Source organism: Halomonas sp. M20 (assembly GCF_020622265.1).
Lineage (GTDB): Bacteria > Pseudomonadota > Gammaproteobacteria > Pseudomonadales > Halomonadaceae > Modicisalibacter.
Genome location: NZ_JACNMQ010000008.1, coordinates 111497 through 134026 on the forward strand (window position 1 = coordinate 111497; position 22530 = coordinate 134026).

Consider the following 22530-nt stretch of genomic DNA (forward strand, 5'->3'; position numbering starts at 1 on the left):
GGCGATAGTCAGACTAACCTTCAGGTTGCAGCTTGCCTAGCATAGGTGATGCTGGGCTCAATTCCTTAACCTCTTTATGTTTCCAAGTTTGAGATATGTGATGCATCTTCGATTTGCCGATATGGCATACTTAGTACCCTTTTTTTCTTGTTGCCGTCATGGATAGTATCAATACTCTTTTTCTGTTTGCTGGTTCGCTGATCGCGCTTAGTGTGCTGGCTAGTCGTTTGTCCTCCATATTCGGTTTGCCACTTCTGCTTATCTTTCTTGCAGTCGGGATGCTCGCCGGTGAAGACGGCATTTTAGGTATCGAGTTCGACAGCTACTCCCTGGCGTTTATCATCGGACATCTGGCGCTGGCGATGATTCTGCTCGACGGCGGGCTGCGCACGCGCATGAAGACCTTCCGCGTCGGGCTCAGGCCGGCACTCTCTCTAGCGACGTTTGGTGTCTTCATTACCAGCGCCGTGGTGGGTGGCATTTCAATGTGGTTCTTTGAGCTGAGCCTCGCGGAAGGGTTGCTGGTGGGAGCGATCGTGGGCTCCACGGATGCCGCCGCAGTTTTTTCGATGTTGCGAGGTCAGGGGGTCAGTCTCAACGAACGGGTCAGCGCGACTCTCGAGATCGAATCCGGTACCAACGATCCGATGGCCATATTCCTGACCATTACGCTGGTCGAGATTCTGATGGGTGGCATTGGCGGACCGCTCGAGATGCTTTTGATGTTCGGCAAGCAATTTGGTCTAGGGCTGGCAATTGGTGTCGGTGCTGGCTGGCTCTCAGGTCGCTTATTGAGAACCATGGACCTGGCTCCGGGTCTTTACTCATTGCTGGCGCTTGCCCTTGGTTTTTTTGTGTTTGGTCTTACCAGTGCGCTGGGAGGCAGCGGGTTCCTGGCAATTTATCTGACCGGGTTGATGATCGGTAATCAGCCAGGGCGGCATCTCAACTTTATCCTGCCGGTACACGATGGTCTGGCCTGGCTCAGCCAGATCGGATTGTTCCTGGTGCTGGGTCTACTGGTGACACCAAGTGAAATGGTCGAGTATGGCGTTCCCGGTGCGTTACTGGCCCTGGTACTGATTTTCATCGCGCGTCCATTGGCGGTCATACTGGTCATCAAGCCCTTCTTTAGCTTTCGCTGGCGCGAGGTCGCATTCATATCCTGGGTCGGATTGCGCGGCGCGGTTCCTATCGTCCTTGCCATCTTTCCGGTGGTTGGCGGGGTCGAGAACTCGGCACTCTATTTCAATGTCGCTTTCTTCGTAGTGTTGATATCGCTTCTGATCCAAGGGACGACACTTCCTGTCATGGCTCGCTGGACAAAGGTTGAGGTGCCGGTCAGCGTTGTGCCCAACCGCCGCGGTCCTCTAGGCATACTGCCGGAAAACGATTTTGAAATGTTCGTTTACGAGGTCAACAACGAAGCGCTTGAAGATGTACCCATTCGCTTGCTGCGATTCCCTTCCGGCGCTCTTATCTCAGCGCTGTTTCGTCAGCATGTCATGCTTCATCCCAAAGGCAGCACGCTGTTAAAGCTTGAGGATGTTATCTGTGTCATCGGACGCAGCGAGGATCTTCCGGCACTCAACCGTCTTTTCAATGGCGATGCTCGTCTTAAGCGCGAGCGCGCGTTCTTTGGTACCTTTACGCTCGATGGTGCCGCCCTGATGGGCGATGTTGCCAGCGCCTATGGACTCACGCTGAGCCCGGGTGAGCAGCATATGACTCTGGGGGAGTTCATTTCATTGCGAGTCGGCGGTCACCCGGTAGTCGGTGACGATGTTGGCTGGCATGGTATTCATTGGGTCGTCAGTGTCATGGAGGGTAACAAAGTGACCAAGGTAGGGCTCAGGTTGTATCAGTAGTCTCGGCGAGTTCCTTATCAAGAGGACGACGGCGCCCTCGGGCGCCGTTCTGAAGGGATAGAGATACCCTTAGCCACCGAGAAACGAAGACATTGCTTTATCGGCGATAGTACCGCAGACCTTTTCGCCCATCTTGTCTTTGAGGCTGCTCAAGTCGAAGCTCTTGCCTTCTTCCTGACCTTTGAGAATGCCGCTCATGCCTTGCTGGTAACCCTCATCTTCGGACGCTTTCTCATGTCCGCCAAGTTTGCCCAGCAATTTATCCTTGGCAGTCTGGGTTACGCTCTTGCTGTACCCCTGTTCCTGACAGTAGCCGAGCACACCTGCCACGTTGCTCATGCTGCCAAGATCGAAAGAACCCGAAGAGAGCGAACTCAACAAGGAGCCACCGCCGGATGAACCGCCGGACATGAGGCCGCCCGCTTTTTCCTTGACGCTATCCATGCTCGATGCCGAACTAACAGGTACTAGAGCGACGGCGGCGATTAGCCCCGCGATGCAAGCAAAGTGTTTGTTCATACAAAGAAATCCTTATCCGAATCGTTAATTGGACTGTTACTTCATGGCGCGGGTTCAGCATGGCGGGTGTAGCGCCCATCTGTAAAGATGAAGCGTCAAGAAAGAAAGCAAGCCAAAAGATACGTGGGCGTGGAAAAGGAAGGGCGACGAGAATGGAAAGGGAGCTGATCACAGCTCCCTGCCGAGCGGTCAGAACTGGTAGCTTACGCCCGCACTGATAGCGCTGACTTCATAGTCGGACTTGTCCAGGTAGGACATGTATTCAAGCGTTCCTGAGAAGCGCGGTGAGAAGAAATTGACTTCGCCGCCGACACCGAAGGAGAATCCGGAGTCGTCGTCGCTCTCGGATCCGTAAGGGGTATCCAATGTACCCTCTACTTGAGCAAAACCGGCCAGTGCATAGATCGAAACGTACTGAGTAACAGGCAAATGACCAACAGCGTAAGCGCCAAGAAGATGGTCGATCTCTGCCGTTGCATTGGCGTCGTACCCATCGACTGTCACATCATCGTCGGAAAGCCCTAAACCCACGCGACCCTCGACAGAGAAATAGTCGGTAAGATAGTGCCCTAGACGTCCGACGACCATAGTAGGATCCGCTTCTACATCGTAATCGGCTTCGTAGCTGACCTTGGCATATTGGAGGCCTGTGTAAGTCGTACCGGTATTATCAGCAAGCGCGGGGCCGGATATGAGTCCAGCTAGAATGAGTACGCCCATTTTTGATTTCATGTTTACGATCTCTGCGATGAGTACGCGATATTGGCCATGCGAGCGGTAGAATTGCCCGTGGCCGCCATGGATATAAAGCAGACTAATGATAGCGCTACGAGATCATGCCAAAATGTCGAGAAGGGGCGCTTCATGGCGCTAACTCAATGTTTTACAGGCTTTTAAGGATATTTTGCAGAAGAGGAAGGGGAGTAAAAGTTAGACAAACAAAAAGCGCCGCAAATTGGGCGCTTGAATTCAAAAGTGGCGGAGGGACAGGGATTCGAACCCTGGGTAGGCTATTAACCTACGCCGGTTTTCAAGACCGGTGCATTCAACCGCTCTGCCATCCCTCCGGCTCACGGCGCTAAATACTACCAATTTTGGCTGATTCGTCAAGAGCTTTGGCAATCATAAGGTTAAACCTCTTGCTTTCAACTAAGCTGAACGAAAAGGACATTTCGGCATGGCGGCTAACCTCATCCCTGAATCGATGGTTCGCCATGGATGACTTATTTCAGGAGAAACCAAGATATGCCAGACAACATCACCCGAGTGCCAGTTGAAAAGGCCCACGGGCTTCAGCTTGCGGATTTGCATGTAGTAGGTGCGGTCGGGCGCCACGACGACTCTCATCGCTATGTCGAGCTGATGAACGATCCGCAGTACATGCCTGCCAATGGCGCTGCCGGTGTCGGGGAAACATCCAGCCTGCTATTGGTCGAGGTCGATGATCCCAACGATCCTGAATGCCTGCGTGACGCGATAGAGACCCTGATGGAACTTGAGTATTTCGAACAGCGCCAGCATCATTTCAAGCAGTATTAGAGGGTATGTAACCAGGCGGGCGCAGGCGAAGATGGCGACCTCCTGCTCACTCAGCGCCTTGCTTGACATGGCTGCTATCATCATCGACGGTTGATTCAATCCACCACGGAAACACAGGAGCACGACATGGAAATCACGATCCTAAACACCGGTGAAGATAACGATGAGTTTCATGAATTGGCAGCAGGCGAGCTAGGCTCGACGATTCGCAAGGCTGGCAAGGACTACATTGGCAGCAAGAACCTTTCGGAAAACCAGCTGCGCGAAATGCAGCAAAACGATGAGCAGGCGTTCACGCAGCTGGAAGAAGAGATGACCCGGCACGCCTTGGAAGTCGCTAAAGTTTCTCATAATACGTCAGTGGCGTTGCGTTTGAATCTTGACGGCTCCAAGCAGCCCTAAGCGCATTTAGGGCACAGTGGGATAGAAGCAAAGGGCCTCGCTTGGCGGGGCCCTTTGCCGTGGCCATCGTATTTATTCGCAAGCGTTGACCTAGAGGCACTTGCTTAGGGAACGATCTGCCGGCATCCTTGGTCTATTGTTCATATTCCAATCTTTAGGAGCTTACTCCATGGCTTATCAGCAGTCGTCGCATGTGACTGAGCGTCAGACTAGCGCGGTCAGTACCAACAAGGTACTGCGCAATACTTATATGCTTCTGGCAATGACGCTGCTTTTCTCAGCCGTCACTGCAGGAGTCGCCATGGTCATGGGCGTTGGCCAGATGAACATTTTCGTGTTCTTCATTGGCGCCTACGGCCTGATGTTTCTGGTCCACAAGACTGCCAACTCGGCGATGGGCCTGCTTGCGACCTTCGCTTTCACAGGCTTTATGGGCTTCACCCTGGGGCCGGTACTGAGCCTTTATCTGTCGATACCCAATGGGGCGCAGTTGGTGATGACGGCGCTTGCCATGACTGGCGCGACCTTCCTGGGCCTGTCTGCCGTGGCACTGATCACCAAGAAAGACTTCAGCTTCCTAAGCAACTTCCTGCTGGCGGGCGCCATTGTCTTGGTACTGGCGATGGTCGTGGCGATGATCTTCAATATCACCGCTCTGGCCCTGGCCGTTTCTGCCGGTTTCGTGCTGTTCTCCTCCGCGGTGATTCTGTACCAGACCAGTGAGATCGTGCATAGAGCCGGCGAGACCAACTATATTCTGGCCGCCATCACGCTTTATGTCTCGATCTACAACCTGTTCATCAGCCTGCTATCCATCTTGGGTGTAATGAACAACGATTGATCGATCGGTGCTGGGTGTTTCATGTGGCCTCGCCTTTCAAGGCGAGGCCACTTCGTTTTTATGAATTCGTCTCCACGGAGTAACAGTGTGCCATGCGTTATGCGCTACTCGTCCAGGGCGCCCCGTACAGCCATCAGGCGGCGCACTCGGCGCTGAGGTTCGCCTCCGCGTTGATCGATCGGGGCCATCGCCTCGAGACGGTATTTTTTTACCATGATGGCGTCTACAACGCCCAACGGCTGGCTGCGCCACCTCAAGATGAGCCACATTTGATCGAGGCCTGGCAGCGCTTGCACCATGAACAAGGCACTGCGCTATTGGTCTGTGTTGCGGCGGCATTGAAGCGCGGTGTGATCGATGAGCGCGAATCGCGTCGTCATGGTATGCAGGGGCATAGTCTCGCTGCCTCTTTTGAGCTCACCGGGGTAGGCCAGCTTGTCGAAGCCGCAATGACTCATGATCGTCTGGTGACCTTTTCACCCTAGGATGAATTGAATGAATAATGCGGATTCGTCTACCGCCATGCTCGTGGTACTGCGCCATGCCCCTCATGGCAGTAGCTGGTTACGCGAGGGATTGGATGTGGCATTGGTGGGTGCTGCATTCGGTCAGTCCGTGAGCCTGTTGTTTCTGGGTGATGGCGTTCAGGCGCTCATCAAGGGGCAGCAAAAAGGAGCGCTGGGGCAGAAAGGAACCCATCCAACCCTGGATATGCTGGCCATGTACGATATCGACACGCTGCTGGTAGACGCCGACTCTCTTGCCCAGCGTGGTTTGGCCGAAGACGACCTGCAGTTGCCCGTGACATTGATCGCCTCTTCCCAACTGCTTCGCGTATTTTCCCGGCATGCGCCAGTATTCAACTTTTAATTCGGCTACCCATTGCTGGAAGGGGCTTGGCGTATGACAGGGTTCAATGGAACAATCATGGCGCAGAGAAAGGATCACTGATGTTATTGCATCTACTCAACCGTTCCGTGGCGTCCAGTCATGTATACCGGGACGCACTGCGGGCCATGGATGACGACGACTACCTGCTATTGATCGAGGATGGTGTCTATGGCGCCGTGGCACCCCTGAACGAACATTTCTCTTCAATTGCCGGTCGCCTGTATGCGCTGCGCGAAGACTTGGCATCTCGAGGCCTGGAAGGACGATGCGCCGAACAGGTCATCGTCGTGGACATGGAGGGTTTCGTGCAGCTGACCGAAGAGACTGAACGATCGGTGAGTTGGTTCTGATGACGGTGAAAACGGAGAGAGTAGCGACAGCACGCTGCCTGCGGGTAGAGGGTCGAGAGATCGCGCTGGACCCAGAAGGCTACCTGGTCGATCTTTCGGACTGGACGCCGGCAGTAGCCGAGGCGATGGCCGGTGAAGAAGGGCGCGTGCTGACCCCTGAGCATTGGGAAGTCATCGACGTGCTGCGTGATTTCTATGCACGCTTCGAGATGGCGCCGGCCATGCGTGCCCTGGTCAAGGCGGTGGGACAAGCGCTGGGGCCGGAGAAAGGCAGATCCCTGCACCTGATGAAGCTGTTCCCCGAAAGCCCGGCCAAGGTCGGCGCCAGGCTGGCGGGCCTACCCAAGCCGACCAATTGCCTGTGAGGTGCTTGCGATGAGGCGTTCGCTCTGAATTTTCTGGCTCATGCCTGGCTTGCTCGGGGCGGCAACGACGGCTTTCTCTACGGCAATCTGATCGCAGACGGCGTCAAGGGCAGCGATCTTGGCTCCTGGTCGGAGGATATTGCTGCGGGCATACGTCACCATCGGCGAGTGGATGCAACCGTCGATGCCCATCCCGTAATCTTGGATGCCCGCTCCCGAGCGCCGAGAGAAGGGCGCCGCTACGTTGGTATTGCCCTGGATCTGGTGTGGGATCATTTTGTTGCTCGCGACAGCATGAACGACAGCGCTAACCAGGCCTTGATTCAGCGCTGTTATCGGCTACTCGATGAGCGCCCGGCTCCTGCACGGTTGGAGCGCATGATACCAATCCTGGTCGCTCAGGATTGGCTCAACGGCTATGCGGATTTTGGTTTTACCTGCAGCGCGGTGGCGGGCATAGGACGTCGGTTGTCAGGCCCCAACCGCCTGGCGGAACTCGTGCCATGGCTTGAAGCCGACTACGCGGCCCTCGAAGAGGGCTTTGTCCGACTGTGGCCGGAGTTGAACCAGCGGCTGGGGGTCTAGGTCAGCTAGGTCAGCTAGGTCAGCCACAGGCACTCGATCATATCGCCTTGCTCGATCGTGCTGTTGGGCGGAATGACCGCCAGAGCGTCCGCCTCGATACAGGATGAGAGCACCGCTGAGTTCTGATCGTCAAAGGCCTGGGCAACGATTCCGGCAGTACTGAATTCCAGCATGACGCGCATGTAATGACGACGGGCCTGAGTGGTGGTTGAAAAGCCGCTGCGCGCATACACGGCTGGCAAGCTGGCCTGGTCGGAGCAACCGAGCAGAGCCCCGATCAATGGACGAAGAAATACCCAGGCACCGACGAAGCCCGAGACCGGGTTGCCGGGCAGGCCGACGAAACGAGCCTCGCCATCAACTCCGTTTCCAGCGCCACGAGGTAGCCGGCCCAATGCCAACGGCTTGCCCGGGCGCATGGCCAACCGCCAGAGATCAAGTTGGCCAAGGCTTTCCAAGGCATGCTTGACGTGATCCTCTTCACCGACACTCACCCCCCCGGTGGAGACCACCACATCCGCCTGTTCCGCAGCCTGGCGCAGTGTCTGGCAGGTAGCCTCGAAGTCATCCGGTATTGATGCAGCCATGATCACCTCAGCGCCGAAGCGCTCCAGCAGGCGTTTGAGCATGGGACGGTTGGAATTGTAAATCTGCCCCGGCTTCAGGGGGGTGCCAGGGTCGATGATTTCATCGCCGGTGGAGAGTAGCGCCACCTTTGGCCTGCATCGTACCGCGACTTGGGTAACCCCCTGGCCCGCCAGATGCCCCAGTGCCGCAGCCTCCAGCTGGGTGCCTGCAGGCAGCAGCAGGGCGCCGCGCTGGACATCACGACCGCGACGACGAATGTTGTCGCCGCTCGGAATATCGGCAGGCATGCGCATGCCGTCGGCGCTTTCCTCGACCTTTTCCTGCATGACGACGCAGTCGGCGCCGGGCGGAATTTCGCCTCCGGTGAAGATGCGCGCACAGCTGTCGGATGCCAATGGTCGCGGTGCATGCCCGGCGGCGACCCGCTGGGAGACGGGCAGTATTCGACCGGCATCCGCGGCGCGCAGGGCGTAGCCGTCCATGGCGCTGTTATCCGCTGGCGGAACGTCATGCTGAGCTTCCACGTTGTCCGCCAATATGCGTCCTGCCGCGTCAGCAGAGGCGATCAGCTCCACATCCACGGGGTTGAGTCCGTCCAGTAGTGCTTCAAGCGCCGCTTCGACGCTTTGCATGCCATCGCTGGTTTTCAGGGCATCTCCAGTGTCAGCCATGCTGCCCCCGCTCGGGAATGATCAGGTTGGCAAAATTACAGGGTTGATGTCGGCTATCAAGCTGCTCCTTGAGAATGCCGTCCCAGGCAGTGCGGCAAGCACCGGTAGAACCAGGCAGACAGAACACCACGGTGGCATTGGCAAGCCCCCCAAGGCAGCGGCTCTGAATCGTGGAGCTGCCTATTTCCTGCCAGGAGAGGTGCCGGAACAGCTCGCCAAAGCCTTCGATGGTCTTGTCGAGCAGCACGCTGACCGCTTCGGGGGTGGAGTCACGTCCGGTAAAGCCGGTGCCACCGGTGGTCAATATCACCTGGATGCGCTCGTCGGCGATCCAGTCGGCGACTACCGCACGAATCCTATAGACGTCGTCGACGACGATGCGTTTGTCGATGGCGGTATGCCCAGCCTCTTTCAGGCGCTCGACCAAGGCCTGACCGGAGCGATCCGTATCCTCGGTGCGGGTGTCCGAGATCGTCAGTACCGCAATGTTGAGGGGGATGAAGGTGTCACGATCGGCACTCATGCGTTTTCCTTGGCATCATGGCGTGCCTTCAGCGCGGCTTGCTGTTCTGCTGTCGCGGGCGTCTGGTACTTTTCCTTCCACTCCTCGTAAGGCATGCCGTAGACGTATTCCCGGGCGCTGTCGTAGTCGAGTTCCGCCCCCCGGTCTTCCGCTGCCGTGACCATCCATTTGGACAGGCAGTTGCGACAGAAGTCCGCCAGGATCATCAGGTCGATGTTCTGAGCTTCCTTGTGGGCATCGAGATGATCGAGCAGACGGCGAAAGGTGGCGGCTTCGATTTCAGTACGGGTAGCATCATCGATATGCTGCATGCTTCGCTCTCCATGTGGCTTGCAATGAGGCGGATATCATAACAAAAGACACCGCCTCTGTTGTTGAAAGAGGCGGTGTCAAAAGAGGGCTGGAACGCCCAGGCGCTACAATTTAGTTGGGACGATGTGCTTTTGCGGTTCCGTCATCCACTGCCTTTTTCTGCGGCGCGGTATCGGCTTTATTCATGACTTCTTCATACCAGATGTTGTGGTGTTCCTTGGCCCAGGTTTCGTCGACATAACCGGTCTTCATGGCCTCGAAGGCGCCTTCCATACCCAGGGTGCCGATGTAGATATGGCCCAGGGAAACCGCCATCAGTCCCAGGGAGGCAACGGCGTGGAAGACGTTCATCCACTGCATGGTGTCGCGGCTCTGGCCGAAGATGGGGAAGTCCATGACCAGGCCGGTGACCACCGCTACCAGTCCCACGCTGGCCAATATCCAGTACCAGGCCTTCTCGCCGCCGTTGGCGAAGCCGGCGGGCGGGTGCTGCTTGTTGATGATGCCACCACCCTGCTTGAACCAGGTCAGGTCGTGCTTCTTGGGCAGGTTGATGGACAGCCACTTGGCCAGCACGATGATCAGTACCACGGCGAACAGGGGCCCCAAGTAGTTGTGCACGAACTTGGTGCCGGCGATCATCGGTGCCCAGAAACCGTCGCCGAACAGCGGCCGGAAGATGAACTTGCCGAACAGCAGGTTCAGTCCGGTCAGGGCCAGCAGGATGAATAGCGTCGCCATGGTCCAATGCAGGGCGCGCTCCAAGGCCGTCCAGCGCAGCATCAGGCGTCCGGTGCGTGGCTCGTCCAGGGTCTTCTTGCCGAAGATCATGTAGAATACCGCCAGCACGACCAGCATGCCGAGGATGGCAATGGCGCCCGCGGGAGAGACCCAGTCGTTGCGTATCTGGCGCCAGGTCTCGCCGCTGGCATTGATCAGGTTGTAGGTGGAATCAGCCCGGGTGTCGATATAGTCATCGGTGCTGCCGATATCCTGCCAGGTCTCTTGAGAGGCCCCGCCGATGGCCTGCTTGATTTCCGCTTCCGGGTCGGCGGCCAGGGCGGAGGTGGCAAATACGCAAGCCAGCAGCAACACAAGCGCCAAGCCCATCAGACGCCGATACCACAACAGGGGAGTGAGTGCAGAGGTCATGGACTAGCTCCTTCAGGCTTGTCGGCTGGCGTCGTAGGCCATGCGATCGAGGTTCAGGGTCGCAGCCGTTTCGCTAGACTGATCGTCCTGCATCGGCTCCCAGGCGGCAAGCGACTGACCGCGTTTTTCCATGCGCTCGCGGAAGATATCCGTCAGCGCGTCCGTAGGGCCCGCCATCAAGGCCTTTGTAGCGCACATTTCCGCGCATAGTGGCAGCTTGCCCTCGGCGATACGGTTGGCGCCGTACTTCTCGTACTCCTCTTCCTTGGTATCGGCAGGGCCGCCGGCACAATAGGTGCACTTGTCCATCTTGCCGCGTTCGCCAAAAGCGCTCTGCTTGGGAAATTGCGGCGCGCCGAAGGGGCAGGCGTACAGGCAATAGCCACAGCCGATGCAAAGATCCTTGTCGTGCAGCACGATGCCATCGTCGGTCTTGTAGAAACAGTCGGTCGGGCATACCGCCATGCAGGGCGCATCGTCGCAGTGCATGCAAGCCACGGAAATCGACACCTCCGTGGGCTGACCGTCGTCGATGGTGACCAACCGGCGGCGCTGGATGCCCCAGTCCGTTTCGTTGGCGTTCTTGCAGGCGGTGACACAGCCGTTGCATTCGATGCAGCGTTCCGCGTCGCATACGAATTTCATCTTGGTCATAAAAATCTCCTCATTCACCGCGGTTAAGGCCGCGGCGCTCGCTGATGTCTTGAAGCATCATGCGTTGGCTTTTTCTATCCGACACAGAGTGACCTTGGTTTCCTGCATCTGGGTGACGCTGTCGTAGCCGTAGGTCGTGGCGGTGTTGGCGGATTCGCCGAGTACGTAGGGGGCGCTGCCTTCCGGATAACGATCGTGCAGGCTCTCGCCCTGGAACATGCCGCCGAAGTGGAAGGGCATGAACACGACATCCCGGCCTACCCGGGGCGTAACCATTGCCTTGACCCGTACGCGACCCTGTTCGGCGCCCTCGACCCACACCATGTCGTCGTTGGCGATGCCCAATTCCTTGGCCATCTCTGGGTTGATCTCGACGAACATTTCCTGCTGCAGTTCCGCGAGCCAGCTCATTGAGCGAGTCTCCTCGCCGCCGCCTTCGTATTCCACCAGGCGCCCCGAGGTCAGGGTGAGAGGGTAGCGGTCGCTGAAGTCCTCCTCCTGAATGGAGCGATAAAGTGTCGGTAGGCGGTAGAAGGATTGCATGTCCTCCCAGGTCGGATACTCCTTGACCAGATCTCGACGCGGGGTATAAAGCGGCTCCCGGTGCTTCGGAATGGGGTCGGGAAAAGTCCATACTTCGCAGCGCGCCTTGGCATTGCCAAAGGGGGCGCAGCCGTGATCGATGACGACCCGCTGGATGCCCCCGGAAAGATCGGTCTTCCAGTTCTTGCCTTCCGCAGCGGTTTTTTCCTCGTCCGTGAGCTCTTCCCACCAACCAAGCTGCTTGAGCATCTCGGCGGTAAACTCCGGATAGCCATCGTTGAGATCCGAGTCCTTGCTGAAGACGCCATCCGCTAACAGGCTCTCGCCGTCGCGTTCGACACCGAAGCGGGCACGAAAGGTCAGACCACCTTCCTTGACCGGCTTGCTCATGTCGTAGAGCAGCGGGGTACCCGGATGGGCCATCTCGGAATTGCCCCAGCAGGGCCAGGGGAGGCCGTAGTATTCACCCTTGATCGGACCGCTTTCCGCCTGCAGTGTTTCGAAGCTGAACGTGTGCCAGTTCTGCTGATGCATCTTGAGGCGCTCCGGGCTCTGCCCGGTATAGCCCACGGTCCACATGCCCTTGTTGAACTCTCGGGTGATATCCTCGACCAGAGGTTCGCTGCCGTTGACCTGGATGTTCTTGAACATCTGCTCGGCGAAGCCTAGCTTCTTGGCCAGCAGGTACATGATCTCGTGATCCGGTAACGCCTCGAACTGCGGCTCGATGACTTTATCGCGCCACTGCAGGCTGCGGCTGGTGTTGGTCACGCTACCGGTGGTCTCGAACTGGGTCGCCGCAGGCAGCAGATAGACGCCGTCGCTGCGATCGTGCATGACCGCGGCCACGGTAGGGTAAGGGTCGACGATCACCATCAACTCGAGCTGACCCATGGCCTTTTTCATCTCCACGCCCCGGGTCTGGGAGTTGACCGCATGACCCCAGTAGAACATGCCCTTCAAGCTGGAGCGCTGAGAAATATTTTCTTCTTTTTCAAGAACACCGTCGATCCAGCGCGAGACGGTGATCCCATTAGCGTACATGGGCTTGCCGTCGGCATACTCGGTCTGGTCGAAACGGCTCTTGAGCCACTCTTCTTCCAGATCCCAGATCTTGCCCCAGTGCTGCCAAGCGCCTTCTGAAAGGCCGTAGTAGCCGGGCAGGGAGTGGGACATCAGACCAAGGTCCGTGGCGCCCTGCACATTGTCATGACCGCGGAAGATGTTGGCACCGCCGCCGGAAACCCCGATGTTGCCCAGGGCCAGCTCGAGGATGCAGTAGGCGCGGGTGTTGTTGTTGCCGGTGGTGTGCTGGGTTCCGCCCATGCACCACACGACGCACCCGGGGCGGTTATCCGCGAGGCGTTTGGCAACATCGTACATGTCCTCCTTCGACACGCCGGTGACCGACTCGACCACCTCCGGCGGGAAGGCGGCAACTTCCTCGCGTACCTTGTCCATGCCATAGACGCGGTTGTCGATGTACTCCTTGTCTTCCCAGCCGTTGTCGAAGATGTGCCACAGCAGGCCCCATACGTAGGCGACATCCGACCCCGGACGCAGGCGCACGTACTTGTCGGCCTTGGCGGCGGTACGTGTGAAACGCGGATCGACGACGATGATGTTCGCCCCGCGCTCCTTCGCGATCAAAATGTGCTGCATTGCGATAGGGTGGGCTTCCGTGGGATTGGAGCCGATGAAGATGATCGACTTGCTGTTGTGCATGTCGTTGAGCGAGTTGGTCATCGCTCCGTAACCCCAGGTATTGGCTACCCCCGCGACCGTGGTGGAGTGGCAGATGCGCGCCTGGTGATCGGTGTTGTTGGTACCGAACATGGCAGCGAATTTACGCATCAGATAGGCCTGCTCATTGCTGAACTTGGCCGATCCCAGCCAGTAGACGCTGTCCGGGCCATATTTGTCCCTCAGCTGGAGTACCTTATCGCCTACTTCTTCGATGGCCTGTTCCCAGGAAAGGCGTTTCCACTGGCCGCCTTCCAGTTTCATGGGATATTTCAAGCGACGGCTGGAGTGGCCGTGTTCGCGTAGCGATGCGCCTTTAGCACAGTGAGCACCACGGTTGACGGGATGATCGAAGGCCGGCTCCTGTCCGGTCCAGACGCCTTCCTGAACTTCGGCATAGGTGCCGCAGCCTACGGAGCAGTGGGAGCAGACGGTGCGCTTGACCTCGATCGGCGCAGTCGAAACCAGGGTTTTTTCCTTGGCATCCGCGCGGCGCATCATGGTGTTGCCCATGAAGCCCGCAGCAGCCAGACCGCCGGTCGTGGCGGCGCTGCGCTGGAGAAACTGGCGCCGGGAGATGCCCAGTCCCGGTTCGCGAGGCGCGGGGGATTTACGTGTCAGTCGCATGGGGAGTCCTCTTGTTCTTCAATCGCGCAGAGTGGCGTAAAAGGCACGAACATGATCGGTTTCGTGATACTCCGGGCCGTCCGGATGCAGCGGATGGTCGCCTTCCTTCTCCTGGGCCTGGACGAAGGTGGCGCTACCAAGGCCCGCGGCAGCGGCCCCGGCCATGGTGCCAAGGCCCAGCACGCGAAGAAAACGACGGCGTCCTGGAGCATGGCTGGCGGGTTTGGTGATTGTGTGATTCATGGCAATTTCCTCAGCGCACTTTGTCAATATCGAGAACCAGACGGCAGTGTCGTTCAGGTTCTCGAGGGATCCTGTCGTGATATATCCGGAGCCGAAGCATCAATGGGCGGTGATGTTCCATCGGGGATGTTCAGCGCCCCTTCCTGTTGCAAAAATAGATGACCCAGCTGACCGACGCTGGCATAGAATGGCGTATCGACGCGGGAAAGATCCACCATGAAATCGCTGCCCCAGGGAGCCAGGTGCCGCTGGAAAAAGAGCGCCTGCTGGTCAGGATCGCTTTCGATAAGCATGGCCATCACCTCGAGCATGGCAGCAATATGGTCTTCCGGTTCCTTGACATCCGGGGCGCGCTCATAGCCCAGCCGCTTAAGGTCGCGGCGCAGCTCCACCAACGGCATTTCCATCAGGGAACCGGTCAGATACCAGGACGCATAGGGCAGCAGTTCTCCCTGTATGACCCCGATAAGATGGCGAAAGTGCGCTCGTTCCAGATTTTCCGGTTGCGCTGTGGACGCGGCAAGGGACAGCGCTCTCCAACAGGCCTGCAGATTGCCATTGTCCTCGGCGACCTCGAGCTCTGCCAGAAAGCCGAGCAGATCCGCATCCGGCGCTTCTCTCAAAAGCCGTGCCAGCAAGCGATAGATATCGATACGCAGTCCGTCGTACCCGCTGAGACTGAGCGCCGCTTCGTCACTGGCTTCGGTCATGGAATCTTTCGCCAATTCACAGGCATCGTGGGTTCCTGTCATGCTCATATCTTCAATTGGGCGTCGGGGTTGCGTGCCAGATCGCGCCATACATCCTTGACTCGGCAATCCTCGCACATCTCCAGGCGGCGGATCGCGTCGCCGGCAAAGTAAGGATGATCGACGAGCTTGGCCTTGATGCTGGCAATCGTACTGGAGGTGGCGAAGGGCTTGCCGCAGTTGATGCAGGCGAAGGCGTCTTCCTCCTTGCAGATTCGCGGGGTATTACGTGCGTCGAGATCGCCAAGAAATCCAGGCGCCAGGGTAATGGCATTCTCGGGGCAGGCGTTGTCGCACAGGCCACATTGCACGCAGTCCGCTTCACGAAAACCAAGCCGAGGGGAGTCGTTGTCGCCTCCTCTAAGTGCCGGCGTCGGGCATACTGCAACACAGGCCATGCAGAGCGTACAGGCCGCCTCGTCCACCTTGATGGTGCCGAAAGGAGAGCCAGCGGGAACGGGGGCTCGTTCGGAGCTTGGCTGACCGAGACTGCCCAGATGATCGACGACCGCATTGAGTCGATCACGCTTGTTGGCTGCCAGGTCGGGCTCTTCCCGCGGCATCAGGCAAGCAAAACGCGCCGGGGCATCCCGGGCAGTCGGCGAATCATCGATGATGATCACGCGTAGCGGGTCATGGCCGAGGGTGGAAAGCAGCGCCCGTGCCTGCTCGAGCTGATCGTCGATGAGTCGGGACAAGCTTTCGGGCAGCCCCGCATGATGCTGGATGCGCACTTCCGCCGCGCCGTCGGCCAGCGCCGCCAGCCAGTGTTCGAGACCGGCAGCGCCCAGTTCTTCCAGGGGAACGTCCAGTACATGCGGTGCGGCGGTCGTGGATTCTTTTTCGAGCCAGGCCTGATCGCAAAAACGCAGGACCGGGGCCGTGCCCCCGGCGTGTCGATAAACGCCGAGCAGACGTCGAACGAAATCGAGCTGACGCTGTGGCTGCGGCAGCAGGTACTGAATGGCGCCGGTAGGGCAGGCGCTAGTGCAGCTACCGGCCCCATGGCAGAGATAGGGGTCGATCTCGATCCAGGATTCGATACGCTGGGTGACGCTCTTGATGGCATCCGCAGGGCACACGTCCAGGCAGCGGGTACAGCCGCTCTGGCCGCGTCCGGCATGGGCGCAGATAGCATGGTCGATCTGAAAATACTTGGGTTTCTCGAATTCCCCCACGCTATCGATCAGGGTGGCAAGCGTTTCCTCGTAGGCGGCGCTTTCGATGTCAATGGCATGATAGCCCGGTGGAGGCAGTTGCAGATCGAGTTGTGCAGAACTACCCAGATCCAGCACCAGATCGAAGTGGTCGCGCTGAATACAGGCCTGAGCAAGGTTGATTGCGGAGGCGTCGTCGAGGGTGATCTGCGCCTGGAACGCCCCAAGATGACCGCTCAAGCGCAGGTGCCGGGTCTGGTAGCAGGGCAGTGCTACCGTGGCATCATAGGCTTGCTCCAGCTCTTCATCGCAAGCGCTATCGATTGATGTTGCAGCGGTAATCAACAGGGCGATCGAACCGAGGGTGCCGACCTTCAGTAAATGCTGCGCAGCCATCCGCACATCACGCTCATTGCCGATGATCAGCAAATGCCCGTGACTCTGATAGCTGATGCTGCTGGGGGCCAGATTGACCGGCCAGGAGACCTGCGCATAGGCCGTGTCTTTAGCCGCGCGATCGCGGGACGGATCCAGCGACGCAGCGGGAATACGATTCGCCATGTCACCTCAATTAGTTACGGTCTGAAAGATAGCGGCGAATGATTGCTGATTTTAGATGATCGCCAGATCAAAGCAGTCGCCGAAATCCTTTATTTCAATAATATAAGCAGGCTTTGAACCTGGCCAGAGGCAGTTAAACTTCCATAAAAGGGAAGCCGATGGTAGCTCAGCCGTTCAAACCGTGCTGAATTGCGTCAAACTGACCGGTTAGTGGATCGTACTGGGTCAGAAGCGTTACCTACATTCTCCTGATCCATTTCATTACCGTTGTTATCAAGGTACTTGCTCTCAGTAGACGATGCTTCGGTACTTGAGCCATTCGCTTTCTCATCTGTGTCCTGTGTTTCCTCCGAGGCCGAGGTTACCGTCGGGGTTCCCTCGGGGAGGGTTTCATCCATTGGCTCATCGGTCTCTTCGGTGAGCTTGCGCATCCAGCTTCTCAATTGCGCCGAGGTCTCGGTGCTGAGCTTGCGCATCTTGGTGAAATCGTGATCGTAATCGTCGAGGCCATCCCGCACATTGTAATTCTCTGCCATGAACATGCGCCGCAGCGCACGACGCTTGAGCGCTGGACTGACATTAGCCTGTAAAAACGCGCTGAAATCGCTCTCTGGTGCAAGCGTATCCGGATCAGGAAGCTCGGCATCGATGTGTTCCGGCTGACCATTCGGGGGAGAGTGAGACGCTTCCGGCGGGTTCGTCTGCGCCTGCTCTTCTTCTGAGACGAAGCTACCTTCCTGAGGGCCCTCTTCGTGCATTTGTTCCTGAACTGACTGCGTTGGCGAAGGGGGCGTGGCAGGAAGCTGTTCGTCGGAACGTTCCTCGGTTTCCAGACCACGCTTGCGCCTCGACCAGCGTTCGAAACGACTCATGCCTGATCCTCCCGGGCGCGGCCGGCACCCTTGCGCTTCTTCTTGCGTCCTTCGTCCGGCGCCTCGCCGTGACGTGCCAAATAGGCTTCCAACCACACCTGGATAGCCAGGGGCATGGTTGCATCGAGTACCAGCCAGTCACCGTCCATCCAGCCGGCAGCCACTTCCTGACTGGCAGTGATAGCGTTTGCCTTGCTCTGGTGTTCGCTCTGGTTCTCGCTACAGCGCACGAACAGGCGCGGCCTTTCAGAGGAGAGATTGTGGCGGTAAGCGAGTCGCTCGGTCATATATAGTTGCAGTTCGAGCACGTCAGGTCCCTGATTGCCAGGTTCCAGTCTGGCAACGTGCCACTGGGTCATGCTGAAGCCCTTGACCGTGCGCTCAACGGCTTCAAGTTCGAGACTCAAGGTGCGTAGACTGCTGTTGGTCATGACAAGGTACTCCTGACAAGAACGGCTGGCGTTAACGGGCGTGCAACGCCTGGCTGGTCTGAGGGGGATTGTAACCGATATAGTGCTCATGCCGCTTCGTGGTCTGGAGCCCGTTCATGATCTAGCGAGTTGGCAAACACGTTCTCAGGAGGATGCTTGTCATGAGCTCTATCAGCGTAAGTCAGGCGCGCTTGCCGACTACCGTGGAAATTTCCGTTATAGACGAATATGGCGAGACCCGGCAACAGGCCATCGCTGCCGAGCGGGCGCTGACAGTGTATCTCAATCGTCGCGAGATCGTCACTCTGATGACTCTGGGTGCCGAACCCGAAGCATTGGTAATTGGCTATCTGCGCAATCAGGGGCTGATTGCTCGACGAGAGGATCTTCAGGCGGTGCAGGTCGATTGGGAAGTGGAAGCCGCAGCGGTCGTTACCCGACATCAACCCGAGGATCTCGAAGCGCGGCTGGCTCAGCGTACTGTCACTACCGGCTGTGGCCAGGGCACTGTATTCGGAGGTCTGCTGGATGCCGCTTCCCTCAACCCCTTGCCCGAGACGCGGCTAGCACAATCCGTGCTCTACCGATTGCTCGACAACCTGGGCGCCTATAACGAAACCTATCGCAACGCCGGTGCCGTTCACGGCTGCGCCTCGTGTCATCAGGACCAGGTGCTCGATTTCGTCGAGGATGTTGGCCGGCACAATGCGGTAGATACCCTGGCAGGTCGTCAATGGTTACATGCAGATGAAGGATCCGTGGCGGGTGCCGGCGAAGCAGATGTCTTCTATACCACTGGGCGTTTGACCTCGGAGATGGTACTCAAGGTGGCTCAGATGGGCATCAGTGTGCTGGTGTCGCGTTCCGGGGTAACGCAAAAAGGCGTCGAGCTGGCCCAGCGCTTCGGGGTATTGTTGATTGCTCGGGCCAAGGGCAAGCATTTCCAGGCCATTTACCATGCCGATCGTTTGATACTGGACAGCCCGCCGCCTCGACGACCCCAAAGCCGAAAGAGTCTTGAAGGATCCAGGCATTCCATATCGTCGTCTCGAGACAAGCCAAGTGATTTGTCTGCCCAGGAGGGAAGCTAGTGAGCGAAGCGGACAATCCCTTCCTCAACGTTCATCAGGTAGCAGAACTCTTGCATCTGAACGAAAAGAAGATCTACCAGCTAGCCAGCGATGGCGCCTTGCCGGCCACCAAGATTACCGGCAAATGGATTTTTCCACGCAGGTTGGTGGAGCATTGGATTCTCGAATCCTGTCATCACGGTGTGCTCACGGATCGCTTGATGATCACCGGTAGTGACGATCCGTTACTGGCTGCCATGGTCATGCGTCTCAACCAGCAGCAGCGCGGCCAGGCGTTCTACGGCCATAGCGTGACTGGTACACAGCTGGGTCTGGAACTCTTGTCTAAAGGCAGGGCGGACGTCTGCGCCATTCACTGGGGGCGCGCCGAGGAGAGTGAGCTTCGTCATCCGGCGCTGATTCGCGGTCATCAAGGCTACCGTCACTGGGTTCTGGTCCGATTGTTCCGGCGCACTCAGGGGCTGATCATTCGCAGTGAGGATCGTCATTTATCCCTGCATCCTCAGGGGTTTACCCATGGGCTTTCTGGTGCCAGCAGGCGTTGGGTAATGCGTCAGGAGGGAGCTGGCTCACAGCGTTTTCTGAAAGAGTGGTTGGCCGGCCAGCAATTGCGCCTCGAACAACTCAATTGCAATGCTATCGCCTATAGTGAAAGAGAGGTTGCCTCACTGATTGCGCGCAACGAGGCGGATATCGGTCCAGGTACCCTGTCCGCCGCCAACGAGTTCGGCCTGGGGTTCATACCGATGAGTGAAGAAGCCTTTGATCTGGTCACGCCTCGCAACGTCTATTTTCGTTCTTTGCTGCGTCAGTTGTTCGATTATCTGGACAGTGCGCCAGGGCTTGCTCTGGCTCAGTCCCTGGGCGGCTACTCGCTTGAAGAGTGTGGCAAGTTGTTATGGCGGGGCGATGCGGTACAGCACGATTGACTTTGGTTGAAGGCGGTCAGAAAACACTTGTATTACCGGAGTAGTCCAATTAGCGTTGCTCATCGTTGAATATATGACACGAATACACCTGATAGCCCAATAAAATCAATAGATGCGAGGTGGCGACTGATGACGGATTCAACTGCGGAGAACAAGCTGGCACGCGTGCTGGCGCGCAAGGACGTATTGGCGCTTGCCTTTGGCGCCATGATCGGCTGGGGCTGGATTGTTTTGACCGGCAGCTGGATACAGTCCGCAGGAAGCGTGGGTGCGATCACGGCCTTCGTGTTCGGTGGCATCGCCATCGTGCTGGTGGGGTTGACCTATGCAGAGCTGGCTTCCGCAATGCCTCAGGTGGGTGGCGAACACGTCTACAGCTATCGGGCGCTGGGTCATTTTGCTTCGTTCATCTGTACCTGGACCATTGTGCTGGGGTACGTGAGCGTGGTCTCTTTCGAGGCCGTTGCGTTGCCGACCGTGGTCGAGCAGCTGTTTCCCAACTACGCCGTGGGCCATCTATGGACCATTGCCGGGTGGGACGTGACCGCCAGCTGGGTAGCGGTTGGCGTGGCGGGTTCGCTTGCCATGATGGTGATCAACTACGTTGGTATCCGCACCGCGGCGCTGGTACAGAAAGTGGTGACTGTGCTGATTCTGGTGGTAGGCGTCATGTTCATCACCGGTGCACTCTTCACCGGCGACAGCGCTACCATGCAGCCTCTGTTCAGCGTCGAGAACGGTGTCATCGGCGGTATCATGACGGTACTGATCATGGTGCCGTTCATGTTTGTCGGTTTCGACGTCATTCCTCAGGCCGCAGAGGAGATCAATCTGCCTTTTCGTGAAATCGGCCGGGTGCTCATGGCCTCCGTCATCCTCGCGGTGTTCTGGTATGCCCTGATCATTCTGGGCACTTCGTTGATGTTGAACCCACAGGCGCTGGCGAATAGTTCCCTGGCGGTGCCGGATGCCATGCAGGCGGTGTTTGCCGCACCCTGGGCGGGCAACCTGATGGTGCTGGCGGGTATCGCAGGCATTATTACCAGCTGGAATGCCTTTTATATCGGTGGCTCCCGGGCAATCTTTGCCTTGGCCCATGCGGGCATGTTGCCCGCCTTTCTGGGCAAGCTGCATCCGCGCTATCGCACGCCGACCAATGCCATCCTGATGATCGGCATCCTTTCAAGCATTGCACCATTCTTCGGTCGCCCGACCATGGTCTGGCTGGTGGATGCAGGCGGGTTAGGCATCGTTATCGCTTACTTTTTCGTCGCGCTTTCGTTTCTAGTGCTGCGCTATCGTGAGCCCCGGCTCAAGCGGCCTTTCATGGTGGCCCAGGGCAAGCTGGTCGGCGGATTAGCCGTCATTCTATCCCTGGGGATGGTGGTGCTGTATCTGCCCGGCAGCCCGTCGGCACTGCTACCTATCGAGTGGGTCGTGTTCGGTGGTTGGATGATTCTCGGGTTGATCATGTATGCCTGGTCCCGTGTGCGCTACGGAACGGATTACGCCGCCAAGGTGATGCAGCGGGAGTTGGCCGGGGAGGATCCTTACGCCGGGCGTTGAATATGCTTGGCAAGCAAGCCCTCGAATGATATCGAGGGCTTTTTTATGAACAGTTTATGAGCAGTTCCGGGAAGCAGCGCTTTCCAGCGCAATTTCGGAAGAGGTGCACACCGACAATATCGTGGCGTCCTGCTCGCTGATCGAGATCAGAGCGTGGCCCATATCGCTGTCAAAGTAGAGACTGTCGCCTTGTTCCAAGCGCAGAGGTTCGTAGAACTCGGTATACAAACGCACGCAGCCGTCCAATACGATCAAGAACTCCTCGCCATCGTGGCGAACCCACTCGTTGAACTCCCTGAAATCCCGCGCCCGCACGATGGTCTTGAAGGGGATCATGCGTTTTTGTGCCAGCTGGCAGGACAGCAGTTCATGCTCATAGGTAGGGGTCGGATGCTGCTGCCCGTCGCCGCTTCGGGTCAAATCGCGTCGGCCCAGGGTATGAGCTTGTGTCTTGGGCGGGCTGAGCAGCTGCGGCAGATCGATTCCCAGTCCAGTGATGAGTTTCTGTACGGCAGTGAAGGTCGGCGATATCTGGTTGTTTTCGATCTTGGACAGAGTAGAGCGAGCGAGCCCAGTGCGCTGACTGACATCGTCCAGGGTCCATCGGCTGGCCAGACGAATTTCCTTGAGCCGCTCCCCGAGGCGCAGAGGCTCGACGAAGGGTTTTCGGCCTGAAGCGATGCGCAGTGCGGTTTCCTGGTCGGTAGTAGCGGACATGATGAGTTCACTATAGGAAACAAAGTTTCCTGGATTCTAGC

At 57.8% G+C, this 22530-nt stretch carries 26 protein-coding genes and 1 tRNA gene; 12 read left to right on the forward strand and 15 right to left on the reverse strand.

Translation table 11 applies throughout. The annotated features are described in order from the left end of the window. Nucleotides 1-158: 158 nt before the first annotated feature. Nucleotides 159-1868 (forward strand): potassium/proton antiporter, encoded by a 1710-nt coding sequence (locus H7850_RS16710; RefSeq protein WP_227370617.1) that lies wholly within the window; start codon nucleotides 159-161, stop codon nucleotides 1866-1868. A 69-nt stretch (nucleotides 1869-1937) separates the two neighbouring features. Here the strand turns inward: H7850_RS16710 and H7850_RS16715 are convergent, their stop codons facing one another. The 3 genes from H7850_RS16715 to H7850_RS16725 form a co-directional block, all read right to left on the reverse strand. After that, on the reverse strand, nucleotides 1938-2387 hold the full coding sequence (locus H7850_RS16715) for a DUF2501 domain-containing protein (protein ID WP_227370618.1): 450 nt from the start codon (nucleotides 2385-2387) through the stop codon (nucleotides 1938-1940). A 189-nt stretch (nucleotides 2388-2576) separates the two neighbouring features. Further along, complete coding sequence (locus tag H7850_RS16720) at nucleotides 2577-3119, reverse strand: porin family protein (protein ID WP_227370619.1); 543 nt, start codon at nucleotides 3117-3119, stop codon at nucleotides 2577-2579. A 244-nt stretch (nucleotides 3120-3363) separates the two neighbouring features. Next, a tRNA-Ser gene (locus H7850_RS16725) sits at nucleotides 3364-3454 on the reverse strand. 178 nt (nucleotides 3455-3632) lie between these two features. Here H7850_RS16725 and H7850_RS16730 point away from each other — a divergent pair. The 8 genes from H7850_RS16730 to H7850_RS16765 all read left to right on the forward strand — a co-directional run bounded on the left by H7850_RS16730 (nucleotide 3633) and on the right by H7850_RS16765 (nucleotide 7360). Then, nucleotides 3633-3926 carry a hypothetical protein gene (locus H7850_RS16730; RefSeq protein ID WP_227370620.1) on the forward strand — a complete coding sequence of 98 codons (294 nt, stop codon included), beginning with the start codon at nucleotides 3633-3635 and terminating at the stop codon, nucleotides 3924-3926. A gap of 126 nt (nucleotides 3927-4052) precedes the next feature. After that, entirely contained in the window at nucleotides 4053-4328 is a 276-nt protein-coding gene (locus H7850_RS16735; RefSeq protein WP_227370621.1) for a hypothetical protein, read from the forward strand. A gap of 169 nt (nucleotides 4329-4497) precedes the next feature. Continuing rightward, nucleotides 4498-5169, forward strand: a complete 672-nt coding sequence (locus tag H7850_RS16740; protein WP_227370622.1) for a Bax inhibitor-1/YccA family protein — start codon at nucleotides 4498-4500, stop codon at nucleotides 5167-5169. Nucleotides 5170-5261: 92 nt separating this feature from the next. Next, a complete protein-coding gene (gene tusD, locus H7850_RS16745) occupies nucleotides 5262-5654 on the forward strand; it encodes a sulfurtransferase complex subunit TusD (protein ID WP_227370623.1) in 393 nt (130 codons plus the stop codon). Between the two features lie 10 nt (nucleotides 5655-5664). Beyond that, nucleotides 5665-6039, forward strand: a complete 375-nt coding sequence (gene tusC / locus H7850_RS16750) for a sulfurtransferase complex subunit TusC (RefSeq protein ID WP_227370624.1) — start codon at nucleotides 5665-5667, stop codon at nucleotides 6037-6039. A gap of 80 nt (nucleotides 6040-6119) precedes the next feature. After that, a complete protein-coding gene (gene tusB, locus H7850_RS16755; protein WP_227370625.1) occupies nucleotides 6120-6410 on the forward strand; it encodes a sulfurtransferase complex subunit TusB in 291 nt (96 codons plus the stop codon). Continuing rightward, nucleotides 6410-6775 (forward strand): TusE/DsrC/DsvC family sulfur relay protein, encoded by a 366-nt coding sequence (locus H7850_RS16760; protein WP_227370626.1) that lies wholly within the window; start codon nucleotides 6410-6412, stop codon nucleotides 6773-6775. Before tusB ends, H7850_RS16760 begins: the two co-directional genes overlap by 1 nt. A gap of 24 nt (nucleotides 6776-6799) precedes the next feature. After that, nucleotides 6800-7360 (forward strand): ACP phosphodiesterase, encoded by a 561-nt coding sequence (locus tag H7850_RS16765; RefSeq protein WP_227370660.1) that lies wholly within the window; start codon nucleotides 6800-6802, stop codon nucleotides 7358-7360. Nucleotides 7361-7374: 14 nt separating this feature from the next. Here the strand turns inward: H7850_RS16765 and glp are convergent, their stop codons facing one another. The 11 genes from glp to H7850_RS16820 all read right to left on the reverse strand — a co-directional run bounded on the left by glp (nucleotide 7375) and on the right by H7850_RS16820 (nucleotide 18186). Further along, nucleotides 7375-8619, reverse strand: a complete 1245-nt coding sequence (glp, locus tag H7850_RS16770) for a gephyrin-like molybdotransferase Glp (RefSeq protein WP_227370627.1) — start codon at nucleotides 8617-8619, stop codon at nucleotides 7375-7377. After that, on the reverse strand, nucleotides 8612-9142 hold the full coding sequence (gene moaB / locus H7850_RS16775) for a molybdenum cofactor biosynthesis protein B (RefSeq protein ID WP_227370628.1): 531 nt from the start codon (nucleotides 9140-9142) through the stop codon (nucleotides 8612-8614). The genes glp and moaB overlap by 8 nt, the downstream gene beginning before the upstream one ends. After that, nucleotides 9139-9453 carry a DUF1244 domain-containing protein gene (locus H7850_RS16780; RefSeq protein WP_227370629.1) on the reverse strand — a complete coding sequence of 105 codons (315 nt, stop codon included), beginning with the start codon at nucleotides 9451-9453 and terminating at the stop codon, nucleotides 9139-9141. Before H7850_RS16780 ends, moaB begins: the two co-directional genes overlap by 4 nt. A 112-nt stretch (nucleotides 9454-9565) precedes the next feature. Continuing rightward, nucleotides 9566-10606: a formate dehydrogenase subunit gamma gene (locus H7850_RS16785; RefSeq protein ID WP_227370630.1), complete on the reverse strand. Its 1041-nt coding sequence runs from the start codon at nucleotides 10604-10606 to the stop codon at nucleotides 9566-9568. Between the two features lie 12 nt (nucleotides 10607-10618). Beyond that, nucleotides 10619-11260, reverse strand: coding sequence for a formate dehydrogenase FDH3 subunit beta (fdh3B, locus tag H7850_RS16790; protein ID WP_227370631.1), 642 nt, complete (start codon nucleotides 11258-11260; stop codon nucleotides 10619-10621). Nucleotides 11261-11317: 57 nt separating this feature from the next. Continuing rightward, nucleotides 11318-14173: a formate dehydrogenase subunit alpha gene (locus H7850_RS16795; protein WP_227370632.1), complete on the reverse strand. Its 2856-nt coding sequence runs from the start codon at nucleotides 14171-14173 to the stop codon at nucleotides 11318-11320. Nucleotides 14174-14191: 18 nt separating this feature from the next. Next, nucleotides 14192-14416 carry a twin-arginine translocation pathway signal gene (locus H7850_RS16800; protein WP_227370633.1) on the reverse strand — a complete coding sequence of 75 codons (225 nt, stop codon included), beginning with the start codon at nucleotides 14414-14416 and terminating at the stop codon, nucleotides 14192-14194. Nucleotides 14417-14469: 53 nt separating this feature from the next. Continuing rightward, on the reverse strand, nucleotides 14470-15168 hold the full coding sequence (locus H7850_RS16805; protein ID WP_227370634.1) for a molecular chaperone: 699 nt from the start codon (nucleotides 15166-15168) through the stop codon (nucleotides 14470-14472). Nucleotides 15169-15170: 2 nt separating this feature from the next. After that, complete coding sequence (locus H7850_RS16810) at nucleotides 15171-16883, reverse strand: 4Fe-4S binding protein (RefSeq protein ID WP_227370635.1); 1713 nt, start codon at nucleotides 16881-16883, stop codon at nucleotides 15171-15173. 194 nt (nucleotides 16884-17077) lie between these two features. Further along, nucleotides 17078-17755 (reverse strand): DUF3306 domain-containing protein, encoded by a 678-nt coding sequence (locus H7850_RS16815; protein ID WP_227370636.1) that lies wholly within the window; start codon nucleotides 17753-17755, stop codon nucleotides 17078-17080. Beyond that, the gene (locus tag H7850_RS16820) at nucleotides 17752-18186 is read right to left on the reverse strand and encodes a DUF3305 domain-containing protein (RefSeq protein WP_227370637.1); all 435 of its coding nucleotides are present in this window, start codon (nucleotides 18184-18186) and stop codon (nucleotides 17752-17754) included. Before H7850_RS16820 ends, H7850_RS16815 begins: the two co-directional genes overlap by 4 nt. Before the next feature lie 161 nt (nucleotides 18187-18347). Here H7850_RS16820 and H7850_RS16825 point away from each other — a divergent pair, with 161 nt between their 5' ends. From H7850_RS16825 to H7850_RS16835, 3 genes are all read left to right on the forward strand, one after another. Further along, nucleotides 18348-19277: a formate dehydrogenase accessory sulfurtransferase FdhD gene (locus tag H7850_RS16825; RefSeq protein ID WP_227370638.1), complete on the forward strand. Its 930-nt coding sequence runs from the start codon at nucleotides 18348-18350 to the stop codon at nucleotides 19275-19277. After that, the gene (locus H7850_RS16830) at nucleotides 19277-20206 is read left to right on the forward strand and encodes a substrate-binding domain-containing protein (RefSeq protein ID WP_227370639.1); all 930 of its coding nucleotides are present in this window, start codon (nucleotides 19277-19279) and stop codon (nucleotides 20204-20206) included. Before H7850_RS16825 ends, H7850_RS16830 begins: the two co-directional genes overlap by 1 nt. Nucleotides 20207-20335: 129 nt before the next feature. Continuing rightward, nucleotides 20336-21772, forward strand: a complete 1437-nt coding sequence (locus H7850_RS16835; protein ID WP_227370640.1) for an APC family permease — start codon at nucleotides 20336-20338, stop codon at nucleotides 21770-21772. 54 nt (nucleotides 21773-21826) lie between these two features. On the opposite strand, the gene H7850_RS16840 is transcribed toward H7850_RS16835, so the two are convergent. Further along, on the reverse strand, nucleotides 21827-22489 hold the full coding sequence (locus tag H7850_RS16840) for a helix-turn-helix domain-containing protein (protein ID WP_227370641.1): 663 nt from the start codon (nucleotides 22487-22489) through the stop codon (nucleotides 21827-21829). Nucleotides 22490-22530: the final 41 nt, after the last annotated feature.